This is a genomic window from Oxalobacteraceae sp. CFBP 8761 (assembly GCA_014841595.1).
Classification (GTDB): Bacteria; Pseudomonadota; Gammaproteobacteria; order Burkholderiales; family Burkholderiaceae_D; genus Telluria.
Genome location: JACYUE010000001.1, coordinates 1236063 through 1247260 on the forward strand (window position 1 = coordinate 1236063; position 11198 = coordinate 1247260).

At 63.0% G+C, this 11198-nt stretch carries 10 protein-coding genes; 7 read left to right on the top strand and 3 right to left on the bottom strand.

Features of this window, described 5'->3' with window-relative positions; genetic code table 11:
• Positions 1 to 50 precede the first annotated feature (50 nt).
• From IFU00_05430 to gluQRS, 6 genes are all read left to right on the top strand, one after another.
• The gene (locus IFU00_05430) at positions 51 to 761 is read left to right on the top strand and encodes a succinate dehydrogenase iron-sulfur subunit (GenBank protein MBD8541727.1); all 711 of its coding nucleotides are present in this window, start codon (positions 51 to 53) and stop codon (positions 759 to 761) included.
• A 162-nt stretch (positions 762 to 923) separates the two neighbouring features.
• Complete coding sequence (locus IFU00_05435; protein ID MBD8541728.1) at positions 924 to 1190, top strand: succinate dehydrogenase assembly factor 2; 267 nt, start codon at positions 924 to 926, stop codon at positions 1188 to 1190.
• A gap of 96 nt (positions 1191 to 1286) precedes the next feature.
• Positions 1287 to 2588, top strand: coding sequence for a citrate (Si)-synthase (gene gltA / locus IFU00_05440; protein MBD8541729.1), 1302 nt, complete (start codon positions 1287 to 1289; stop codon positions 2586 to 2588).
• Between the two features lie 319 nt (positions 2589 to 2907).
• Complete coding sequence (gene rnk, locus IFU00_05445) at positions 2908 to 3303, top strand: nucleoside diphosphate kinase regulator (protein MBD8541730.1); 396 nt, start codon at positions 2908 to 2910, stop codon at positions 3301 to 3303.
• Between the two features lie 64 nt (positions 3304 to 3367).
• Positions 3368 to 3871: a nuclear transport factor 2 family protein gene (locus IFU00_05450; GenBank protein ID MBD8541731.1), complete on the top strand. Its 504-nt coding sequence runs from the start codon at positions 3368 to 3370 to the stop codon at positions 3869 to 3871.
• The gene (gene gluQRS / locus IFU00_05455; protein MBD8541732.1) at positions 3810 to 4784 is read left to right on the top strand and encodes a tRNA glutamyl-Q(34) synthetase GluQRS; all 975 of its coding nucleotides are present in this window, start codon (positions 3810 to 3812) and stop codon (positions 4782 to 4784) included. Before IFU00_05450 ends, gluQRS begins: the two co-directional genes overlap by 62 nt.
• Before the next feature lies 1 nt (position 4785).
• Here the strand turns inward: gluQRS and IFU00_05460 are convergent, their stop codons facing one another.
• From IFU00_05460 to IFU00_05470, 3 genes are all read right to left on the bottom strand, one after another.
• Complete coding sequence (locus IFU00_05460) at positions 4786 to 5250, bottom strand: DUF421 domain-containing protein (protein MBD8541733.1); 465 nt, start codon at positions 5248 to 5250, stop codon at positions 4786 to 4788.
• Between the two features lie 79 nt (positions 5251 to 5329).
• A complete protein-coding gene (locus IFU00_05465; GenBank protein MBD8541734.1) occupies positions 5330 to 6820 on the bottom strand; it encodes a SulP family inorganic anion transporter in 1491 nt (496 codons plus the stop codon).
• Between the two features lie 376 nt (positions 6821 to 7196).
• Positions 7197 to 7451 carry a hypothetical protein gene (locus IFU00_05470; GenBank protein ID MBD8541735.1) on the bottom strand — a complete coding sequence of 85 codons (255 nt, stop codon included), beginning with the start codon at positions 7449 to 7451 and terminating at the stop codon, positions 7197 to 7199.
• Between the two features lie 634 nt (positions 7452 to 8085).
• On the opposite strand from IFU00_05470, the gene IFU00_05475 reads away from it, so the two are divergent.
• Complete coding sequence (locus tag IFU00_05475) at positions 8086 to 11184, top strand: TonB-dependent receptor (GenBank protein MBD8541736.1); 3099 nt, start codon at positions 8086 to 8088, stop codon at positions 11182 to 11184.
• Positions 11185 to 11198: the final 14 nt, after the last annotated feature.

An 11198-nucleotide genomic window follows, 5' to 3' on the forward strand; every position in this document is an offset into this window, starting at 1 on the left:
TGGCTACCGGGCGATTGTCGCCCGGCGGCTGTGATGAGATAGGTAAAAACATGGCACGCACTGTCCAACTGAAGATTTACCGCTACGATCCGGACAAGGATTCGAAGCCTTACATGCAAGACGTTTCGGTCGAGCTGCAAGACACCGACAAGATGCTGCTGGACGTCCTGCAGCGCATCAAGGCGGATGTCGATGACTCGCTGGCGCTGCGCCGCTCGTGCCGTGAAGGCGTGTGCGGTTCGGACGCAATGAACATCAACGGCAAGAACGGCCTGGCCTGCACGACCAACCTGAATGAGCTGACCCAGCCGATCGTGCTGCGTCCTCTGCCAGGGCTGCCGGTGGTGCGCGACTTGATCGTCGACATGACCAACTTCTTCAAGCAGTATCACTCGGTCAAGCCGTACCTGATCAACGAGTCGATCCGCCCTGAAAAAGAACGTCTGCAGTCGCCTGAAGAGCGCGAAGAGCTCGACGGTCTGTACGAGTGCATCCTGTGCGCCTGCTGCTCGACCTCGTGCCCGTCGTTCTGGTGGAATCCGGACAAGTTCGTCGGTCCAGCTGGCCTGCTGCAAGCGTACCGTTTCATCGCCGACTCGCGCGACGAAGCGACCAACGATCGCCTGGACAACCTGGAAGATCCGTACCGCCTGTTCCGCTGCCACTCGATCATGAACTGTACGGACGTGTGCCCGAAGGGCCTCAATCCGAACAAGGCGATTGGCAAGATCAAGGAACTGCTGGTACGTCGCGCGATTTAAGCGATGCAATGCGTGTGGCGCCGCAAAAGGCGTCGCACGCGTTCCGGTGTCCAGACGTGCGTCGAGCGTTGCGCTCGACGAATGTGTGCATTACCGTAAAAGTACCGTACTGCCGAATCATGGCAGCCGGAGTATGATGTCGAACCAACAACGGATTTTAATGTGATTACACATCAAGCCGATCCTGCCAACCGTTCGCGCCTGCGCTGGCGTGCACGTCGTGGCCTGCTCGAGAACGATCTGATCCTGACGCGCTTTCTCGATGCGCACGAACAGGACCTGACCGACGACGAGGTCGATGCGCTGACGCGCCTGCTTGATCTGGCTGACAACCCGTTGCTGGACCTGCTGCTGGGGCGCAATGAGCCCTCCGGCGAGCTCGACCTGCCGCACGTGCACGCCTTGCTGGCGAAGCTGCGGCTAGCGTAAGCGAACTATGGGCATCCGATTCGCCAACGCGGCACGTTGCGGCGCCCCCCGGTTTCGTTTTATTTTGTAGACCCACTCCCACAAGAAGGAAGTGCCATGAACATCTCTGATACCAAAGCCACCCTGTCGTTCTCGGACGGCAGCCCGTCGATCGACATGCCGATCTACAAAGGCACCATCGGCCCGGACGTCGTCGACATCCGCAAGCTGTACGGCGCGACCGGCAAGTTCACGTACGATCCTGGCTTCATGTCGACCGCCGCCTGTAACTCGAGCATCACCTACATTGACGGTGACAAGGGCGAGCTGCTGTACCGCGGTTACCCGATCGAGCAACTGGCCGTCAACTGCGACTTCCTGGAAACCTGCTATCTGCTGCTGAACGGCGAACTGCCGAACGCAGAGCAAAAAGAAGTGTTCACCGACACCGTGACCAAGCACACGATGATCCATGAGCAGATGAACTTCTTCTTCCGTGGCTTCCGCCGCGACGCGCACCCGATGTCGGTGCTGGTCGGCACGGTCGGCGCGCTGGCGTCGTTCTACCATGACTCGCTGGACATCAACGATGCCAAGCAGCGCGAAATCTCGGCAATCCGCCTGATCGCCAAGCTGCCGACCCTGGTCGCAATGGCCTACAAGTACAACGTCGGCCAGCCGTTCGTGTACCCACGCAACGACCTGTCGTACAGCGCCAACTTCATGTACATGATGTTCGCGAACCCGTGCGAAGAGTACAAGGTCAACGACGTGCTGGTGCGCGCCCTGGACCGTATCCTGATCCTGCACGCGGACCACGAGCAGAACGCATCGACCTCGACCGTCCGTCTGGCCGGTTCGTCGGGCGCCAACCCGTTTGCGTGTATCGCAGCCGGCATCGCCTGCCTGTGGGGCCCTGCCCACGGCGGCGCGAACGAAGCAGCGCTGAACATGCTGAAGGAAATCGGCAGCGTCGAGAACATCCCGGCCTTCATCGAGAAGGTCAAGGACAAGAACTCGGGCGTCAAGCTGATGGGCTTCGGTCACCGTGTGTACAAGAACTTCGACCCGCGTGCCAAGCTGATGCGCGAAACCTGCCACGAAGTGCTGGAAGAACTGGGCCTGCAGGACGACCCACTGTTCAAGCTGGCAATGGAACTGGAACGCATCGCCCTCGAAGACGAATACTTCGTGTCGCGCAAGCTGTATCCGAACGTCGACTTCTACTCGGGCATCGTGCAATCGGCACTGGGTATCCCGGTCACCATGTTCACCGGCATCTTCGCGATGGCCCGTACCATCGGCTGGATCGCGCAGTGGAACGAAATGATCGCCGATCCAGAGCAGAAGATCGGCCGTCCACGTCAGCTGTTCGTCGGCTCGCCGGCGCGTGACGTGCCGGAAATCGACAAGCGCTAATCCGCCCGTTCGATCGCTAAAAAAGCGGGCTGCGGCCCGCTTTTTTCATGGGCGCATGCAGCAAAATTATTCATTTGCCGACCCCTGGCGTTGTGGCAAAAGCGGTCTATACTGAGCTCATCAGTATCAATTGCCACTATGAAACATTTTATGTCGTCCCGATCAGGCGAACCCCTTGGTGCACGCACGCTGGCACGGCTGGGATTACTCCGCGCAGCCCATGGCCGAGCGGCTTACGGCATCAGTTCGTAGCGCCGCAGCCAGGCACCGCCATCGTAGCGGCAAGCCGGCTCTTTCAACGCTGATCGTGGAGACTGAAATGAGTGATTCAATGGTTGTTTCCTGGCTGGACCTCGAGCGCCTCGAGCGCGTACTCGACCGGCTTTCGCCAGCGCAGGCCAGAGCGCGTGACGCGCTGCTGGGTGAACTCGAACATGCGCAACTGGTCGAACCGTGGGAGTTGCCGCCCGACGTCGTGACCATGAATTCGCGCGTGCGCTTTCGCGTGGCCGGTGCCAGCGAAGAAGAAACGATGACGCTGAGTTACCCGAACGATATGCAGGACACTGCCGAACGGTTATCAGTGCTCACACCGGCCGGTATGGCGCTCCTGGGCGCGCGCGTGGGCGGGCGGATGTCATGGCAGCAGCCGGATGGCCCGCATGAGGCCACGGTGCTCGGCATCGAGCATCAACCCGAACCGGCGAAGCGGTAGTGCCACGGCCTGTCGCTTGCATGTGTAGAATGTTTCCCTCATGACCGCCATCGAGGGAACCACCATGCCACGCTTTTTCGCCGCCTGCTGTCTGTGCCTTTCCTTGTCGCTGGGCTTGGGCGGCGCCGCACACGCCGCCACCGATGCGACCCTCACGCGCGAAGTCAACGCCTTCGTCGACGGCTGGCACGATGACGCCGCCAACGCACGCACGGCGTACTTCGACAAGATCGCCAGGGATGGCGTGTACATCGGCACCGACCGCACCGAGCTATGGACGCGCGACGCCTTCAAGGCGTGGTCGAAGAAGTACTTCGATGCCAAGTCGGCCTGGACCTTCAAGGCCACGCGCCGCAATGTCTATGCGTCGGCCGACAAATCGCTGATCTGGTTCGACGAGCTGCTCGATACCAAAAACATGGGGCCGGCGATGGCCAGTGGCGTGCTGCGCAAGACCAAGGCAGGCTTCGAGATCGTCCACTACCAGCTCTCGATGGCAGTGCCCAATGCCGTCAACGGCCAGGTCGCCGGCATCATCGCCGCCCACGAAAAGCAACCGAAGAAATAAGCCGCCTGCAGTGAACAAGCCTTACATCGGCCGCTTTGCGCCGTCGCCTTCCGGGCCGTTGCACGCAGGCTCTCTGGTCGCGGCGATGGCCAGCCACCTCGACGCCCGCTGGCATGGCGGCACCTGGCTGATCCGCATCGAAGACATCGATGAAGGCCGCAGCGTACCCGGCGCGGCCGAAGGCATCCTGCAGTTGCTGGCCGCGCTGGGCATGCAGCATGACGGCGAGATCGTCTGGCAAAGCCGGCGCAAGCATCTATATGCGGCTGCTGCCGCGCGCATCGAGCGTGCCACCTATCCGTGCGGCTGCAACCGGCGCGAGATCGCCGATTCTCGTATCGGCGTGGCGCCCGACGGCAGCGCCATCTATCCCGGCACCTGCCGCCATGGCCTCGGTCCGGGTCGCACGATGCGCAGCCTGCGCGTACGCGTGCCGGCGGCGGGCGAGGATGCCATCACCTTTGTTGACCGTTTCGCCGGACCCGTCACGCAGCATCTGGCCCGTGATGCCGGCGACTTCGTGCTGAAACGCGCGGACGGGTTCTGGGCCTATCAACTGGCCGTCGTGGTGGACGATATCGAGCAGGGCGTGACCGACATCGTGCGCGGCGCAGATCTGCTCGAATCGACGCCGCGCCAGATCCATCTGCAGCGGCTGCTCGGTGCACCGACGCCGCGCTACCTGCACGTGCCGGTGGTACGCAACAGCAATGGGGAGAAGTTGTCGAAGCAGACGGGCGCGCTTGCCGTCACGGCAGGCGATGCGCCTGCCGCAATCAGCGTGCTGATGGAGACTGCGGCGTTGTTGGGGCTTGCTCTCGACGGGCCAGCGCCAGATTCCATCGAGGCATTCTGGCGCGCCGCGATTCCAGCCTGGGGCCGCCTGCTGGCAGAACGGGCCGCAGCGATCTGATTCACTTCGGATTCTGCATGATGCTGATGGAGCCGTTCACTTCAAGGAACGCGCATTTCATCTTCGGGCGCGGGCAGTCGGCGCCGCGCAGCGCTTCTTCGACATCGTCCTGCGACAGACGGCAGCGCTTCATCACATCCTTGAAGAACACGCCATCGCGCCCGATCAGCACGGGGCTGCCTTCGATGATTGACTCGAACTTGCGGCTGCGCGATGTCAGGAAGGCGACCAGCACCGTCAGTGCCACCAGTGTCGCAGCGATGACCAGCCCGCCAAGCAGCGATTCGTCACCACCGGTCATGGAATTGGACACGGATTCGGACAACAGCATCACCACCAGCAGGTCGAACGGCTTGAATTGCCCGACTGTGCGGCGCCCCGACACGCGCATCATCGCGAGCAGGGCGCAGTAGACGATCGCGCCGCGCGCGATCAGCTCCCACAAGGGTAGATCGAAGTCGAACATGGCGCCTCCAGGGCATGAAATAGTGGGCGATTGTAATCAATCTGCCAACCTCATGACGCCCGGCTGCGCCGATGCCGGATCAGTGCCCGGCCAGCATGTCTTCGGCGCCGTCTTTGTCGTGGATGGCAAACCGGGTCATCAAGGTGGCGCTGGCCTCGTTCAGGCCATGCACGACCACCTGCGCACCGGCGCGGCGCAGTTTCAGCACGACCTTGTCAAGCGCGCCAATCGCAGTGATGTCCCAGAAATGCGCGTCGCTCAGGTCGATGTGCACGGTGGCGCGCGTCGGGCTGTAGTCGAATGCATGGACGAGCTGGTCGGACGACACGAAGAACACGTGACCGCTGACCAGGTAGTGACGGAGTTCGCCGCCATCCGTGCCAGTCTCCACGCGCGACGTCACGCCCAGCATCCGGCTGACTTTCTGCGCAAAGAACACGCCCGACAGCAGCACGCCTGCCAGCACGCCCTTGGCCAGATCGTGCGTGGCCACGGTGACGACGACGGTGGCGAGCATGACGATGCTGGAGCTGGTCGGATGCGCGCGCAGGTTGCTGATCGAGCTCCAGCTGAACGTGCCGATGGCCACCATGATCATCACGGCGACCAGCGCCGCCATCGGAATCTGGCGCACCCAGTCGCCCAGGAACACGACCATGAGCAGCAGCACGACACCGGCCATCAGTGTCGACAGGCGGGTGCGTCCGCCAGACTTGATGTTGATCACCGATTGGCCGATCATCGCGCAGCCGGCCATGCCGCCAATGAAGCCGGTGGCGATGTTGGCGATGCCCTGGCCGACGCATTCACGGTTCTTGTCGCTGCGGGTATCGGTCAGGTCGTCGACGATCGTGGCGGTCATCAGGGATTCCAGCAGGCCCACGAGCATCAGCGTGGCCGAGTACGGCAAGATGATCTGCAGGGTCTCGAGACTGAACGGCACGTTCGGAATCAGGAACGACGGCAGGCTGTCCGGCAGCTCGCCCATGTCGCCGACGGTGCGGATGTCCAGGCCCAGTGCGATGGACGCGCCGGTCATCACGACAATCGCGACCAGTGGCGAGGGCACGGCGCGCGTCAGGTACGGCAAGCCGTAGATGATGGCCAGCGCGGCCGCGGTGACGGCGTACACGTGCCAGGTGACGTTCGTCAGTTCGGGTAACTGGGCGAGGAAAATCAGGATCGCCAGTGCGTTGACGAAGCCCGTGATCACCGAGCGCGAGACGAAGCGCATCAGGCGGCCCAGCTTGATCCAGCCGGCGATGATCTGCAGCATGCCGGTCAGGATGGTGGCGGCCAGCAGGTAATCGAGGCCGTGCTCCTTGACGAGCGAGACCATGATCAGCGCCATGGCGCCGGTGGCAGCGGAAATCATGCCTGGCCGCCCGCCGAAAAAGGCGATCAGTGTCGCGATCGAGAACGACGCGTACAGGCCGACCTTCGGGTCGACGCCGGCAATGATGGAGAACGCAATCGCCTCAGGGATGAGGGCGAGAGCGACGACGATACCTGCAAGCAGGTCGCCACGGACGTTGGAAAACCAGTCCTGGCGGATGTGTTGAAATACCATGAGGATACCTTCCCGGGCTGTAACAGCCGAGTGCAAGAAATGGGAGCGCCGTGCACGAAGCAGGGCGCAGCAAGACGAACGACAACGCACCGGTGTCGTAATGACGGCGGTGCATGGTCGTGCAATGGGGAAGGGGTATTACGGAGGTGTTACTGAGCAAAAATAACCGCGTGGCAGTCCGCATCCCGGGAAGGATGCCGCAGCCAGCCGCATCACGGCGCGACGCGTGCTGTGAGCACGTTGGGCGCGGCGGAGCTGGGTGGTGGGGAGGGACAATACGGTCATAGCCAGCTATTTTGCACCGCAACATAACATCAGTCAAGTCGCATGCTGCGGTGCGTCCGGTTACCTTGCGACCGGTTTGATGGCAGGTCCATCAGCCGGTGCGGGCGGCGGAACGTCGGGCATCCCGGCTGCTGGCGGTGGTGGCGGCGGCGGTGCGATCCGCTTGGGGTGTGCCGGTGGTGCCGGTGGCGCTGGTGGTACTGGCATGTCCTTCAGGGCGCGAGCACCCCGTGCTGGTGGTGGCGGTGGTGGCGGCGCACCAACCGGCGGTGCCGGCGGCGCCACTGGTGCCATTGCACCCACTGGCGGTGCCGGTGGCGCAGGCGGCGGTGGTGGCGGTGCACATTTGCTGCTGGTGCCACGGCAGTCGGGTTGTTCGGCGGCGTGCGCCAGGCTGGCTGACAGTGGCAGGGTGATGGCAAGGCCGAGGGCCAGGCTGGATCGGATGATGCGGTTCATGGTGTTCTCCTTGGTGGGCATGAAACACATCGTGCGCCCACAATGTGGAGAAATCATGGAGACGCTAGAGGGCGTGTACGCGCCATGAAAAATTCCTGGAAGCAAATTGTGCAGTTGTCGTTTACTAAACGGCACTAAACTTCACGCAAACCGCCAAAGTTTGTTGAGGCTTCACACACTACTTGTATAAATTTGCGGTACCGGTTTGCACGACCCCTGCGACATGCAGAAGAGATGCCCGCCGTTTAGTAAATCTGCGACAGGCCGGCAGGCGACACGCTGAGAACGTGTCGCGCTGGCGATGACATCGGGACGCTTCACGTTGCGGTGCGCAAAGGCTGCCGGTTGACGGCCGCCCGGACCAGCTGCCGCCATAAAAGATAGCCCATACAGGGCACGACCAGGAGACACACATGCATTCACACACCCACCGCGCTTCACGGCAGCGCTGCAGCGTCACGCCCATCGCCATGGCCGTCAGCCTTGCGCTGCTGTCGCTGTCGACCGTGCACGCCCAGACCATGCCGGCCGACCAGCCGGCCCAGCCGCCGGCCGCCCAGCCAGGCGCAGTGCAGACGGCCCCGGCCGCAACTGCAGTTGCAACTGCTGCCACCGAGGCGCCGTCCGCCGACCAGCCTGCTGCTGCAGGCCCGTCGACGGTGGTGGTGACGGGCTTCCGCTACTCCATCGAGAAAAGCCTCGACCAGAAGCGCGAGGCCAATTCCATCGTCGAGGTGGTGACCGCCGAAGACGTGGGCAAATTCCCGGACAAGAACGTGGCCGATGCGCTCCAACGCGTGCCGGGCGTGGTTGTCACCCGCAGTGGCGGCGAAGGCAAGAATGTCAGCGTGCGTGGCCTGTCGTCCGACCTGACCCTGACGCAACTGAACGGCAACTACGTCGCCACCGCCGAATCGAATGGCGATCCGTCGCGCTCGTTCAACTACATGCTGATGCCGTCGAACATGCTGGCCAGCGCCGAGCTGTACAAGACGTCGGAAGCGCGCTTCGACGAAGGCGGCATCGGCGGCACAGTGATCCTGCGCACGCGCCGGCCGCTCGACGTCAAGTCGGGTTCGGGCTTCGTCAATGCCGAAGGTACCTGGGCCGATACCACCAAGAAGACCGACCCGCAATTCTCCGGCCAGTACGCCTGGCACGACGAGAGCAACCGCTTCGGCGTGCTGGTCGGCTACACACAGCAAAAGCGCACCACGCGCACGATGGGCGCGAGCACCGAAAACTGGCAATGGTATGCCGACGACTACAAGGCGCAGCCGCCGGTGGGCGCCGATGGCCAGCCATCCAAACTCAATTCGTTCTGGTGGGGCCAGTCGGGCTTCTACGACCAGGCGGGCAAGTACTACACCAAGTTCGCGATGCCGACCGCCGTCGCGCTGGACGTGCGCACCACCGAGCGCGAGCGCAAGGGCGGGCAGGTCACGCTGCAGTTCAAGCCGCTGCGTAACCTGAACATGACGGCCAATTATTTCCGCTTCGACCTGCAGCAGAATTCGCAGCTGAACCAGCTGAAGGTTCCGGAGTGGAATATCGCGCGCTTCGACGGCGACGGCAACTGGCCGGGCGGACGCCTGCTCGACGGCCTCACGTTCGACCCGAGCGGCACCGTTGTCACGGGCGCGCAGTACAGCGTGCGTCCGGGCAAGGCGTACTACTGCAACAGCGCGCAGGCTGGCGCCGCCGGCCTGACCAACACCGGCGGCTTCGGTCCGGACGATTGCACGATCCCGACCCCGCAGATCACCGGCGGCTACAGCCGCGAGAAAGCGCTGTCGCAGACGGCTGACTTCGAAGTCGAATGGAAGGGCGAGTCCGTCGACGCCACCTTCAAGGCCGGCCGCACCTGGGCCAAGGGCGGCCCGGAACTGCAGTTCGGCATGCCGATCAAGCCGCGCCGGCAGAATGCCGACGGCAGCTGGTCGCTCGGCAACACGGCCACGTCGTGGGACGTCAGCGGCAAGCCGACGATGACGTTTGCACCGGAACTGATGCAGAACCTGCGCAACGGCATCGGTGAGATCGACCTGGGCTCGACTTCGTCGTCCTGGACCCGCAACAGCACCGAACAGAACTACGCGCAGGCCGACCTGACCTGGCATGCCGACAGCAACTGGCTCGACTCGGTCCAGTTCGGCGCCAAGTACCGCGACGGCGGCACCAGCCGCAGCACCGGCAATAACTACTGGGTCTGCAAGGGCGCCAATCCAGGCGACTACGACAGCCGCTACCAGAACGGGTGCGATTCGTCGGCCAACCAGTTCCGTCCTGAGTTCCTGTACGACGAATCGCTGGGCAACCTGACGGGCGGCCTGAAAGCCAGCGCTTTCCCCGGCATCAACTATCCGGCATATATCTCGTACCTGAACCAGACGTATGGCGAGATGCAGACCCGCAACGAAGAAAACTTCATCTACAACGTGGATGAAAAGATCACGTCAATGTACTTGCAGGGCAATTTCAAGACCGACCGCCTGCGCGGCAATCTGGGTGTGCGCGTCGTGCGTACCCGCCAGCATGCCGATTCGACCGACAAGGTGGACTACTACAACGACTACTTCTTCGACGGTCCCGACGGCACGCCGGCGCCATGCCTGGCCGGTGGCCTGCCAGCCGCTGGGGCACCTGCCGGCTCGGGTTGCACGAGCGGCTTCACGGTCGTGCCGGACAGCGAAACCAATCCGGCCACGGGCCACGTGTCGACCTATGTCGTCAGCGCGCTCGACCGCACCTACACCGATGTGCTGCCAAGCCTGAACGTCGCGTACGACCTGACGGACACGCTGCTGCTGCGCGGCGCTGCCTCGAAGGTCGTGGCACGCCCGAGCTACAACGATATCGGTGCACCGGGCGCCCTGAGCAACTACAGCCAGGAATACGTCAACGATCGCCGCCTGATCGGCGGGGGCGACCGCCAGGGCTGGTTCGGCTCGGGCAGCAACAAGGATCTCGAGCCGTACCAGGCCACGCAGTATGACCTGGGCCTGGAGTGGTACTTCCACCGTGGCTCGGTGCTCGGCGCGGGCATCTTCCGCAAGAACGTCAAGAACTTCGCGGTACCGGTCGTGCGTGACGTCAACCTGAACATCGGTGGCGAGTCGATCGCGGTGCAGAACTACTCGACCAGTGCCGGCGGGCGCGACGCGGTGTCGAAAGGCATCGAGTTGTACGGCCAGCACACGTTCGACAACGGCATCGGCTTCCAGGTCAACTACACGTACAACAAGACCAACCAGGCTGCCATCACACTGGCGGACGGCACCGAGATCGGGACCTCGCCGCTCGTGGGCAGCGCCAAGAACCAGGCCAACGTGACGGTGTTCTACTCGACCGACCGGCTCATGCTGCGCGCGTCGTACAACCGCCGCGGCCTGGTGGTCAACGGTCTGATGAACGGCTTGAACGTGTATGAGGCGCCGTACAGCCAGGTCGACCTGAACGCGTCGTACAACTTCACACCGGAGCTGAGCCTGACCGCGTCGGTCCTGAACGCCACCGAGGAAGAGTCGCGCTCGTACCTGGGCAACGACACCAAGTCGCGCTTCTACAGCAACAACTACGCTGGTCGTGTGGCGTATATGGGCCTGAACTACAAGTTCTGAGTCCGTATCAACCC

What these genes read in the sequence shown, in the direction of transcription:
- IFU00_05430 (MBD8541727.1), top strand. Translation starts at nt 51, where the DNA reads ATGGCACGCACTGTCCAACTGAAGATTTACCGCTACGATCCGGACAAG.
- gltA (MBD8541729.1), top strand. Translation starts at nt 1,287, where the DNA reads ATGAACATCTCTGATACCAAAGCCACCCTGTCGTTCTCGGACGGCAGC.
- rnk (MBD8541730.1), top strand. Translation starts at nt 2,908, where the DNA reads ATGAGTGATTCAATGGTTGTTTCCTGGCTGGACCTCGAGCGCCTCGAG.
- IFU00_05450 (MBD8541731.1), top strand. Translation starts at nt 3,368, where the DNA reads ATGCCACGCTTTTTCGCCGCCTGCTGTCTGTGCCTTTCCTTGTCGCTG.
- gluQRS (MBD8541732.1), top strand. Translation starts at nt 3,810, where the DNA reads ATGCCGTCAACGGCCAGGTCGCCGGCATCATCGCCGCCCACGAAAAGC.
- IFU00_05460 (MBD8541733.1), bottom strand. Translation starts at nt 5,250, where the DNA reads ATGTTCGACTTCGATCTACCCTTGTGGGAGCTGATCGCGCGCGGCGCG.
- IFU00_05465 (MBD8541734.1), bottom strand. Translation starts at nt 6,820, where the DNA reads ATGGTATTTCAACACATCCGCCAGGACTGGTTTTCCAACGTCCGTGGC.
- IFU00_05470 (MBD8541735.1), bottom strand. Translation starts at nt 7,451, where the DNA reads ATGTGCACCGCCACCACCGCCGCCTGCGCCACCGGCACCGCCAGTGGG.
- IFU00_05475 (MBD8541736.1), top strand. Translation starts at nt 8,086, where the DNA reads ATGCCGGCCGACCAGCCGGCCCAGCCGCCGGCCGCCCAGCCAGGCGCA.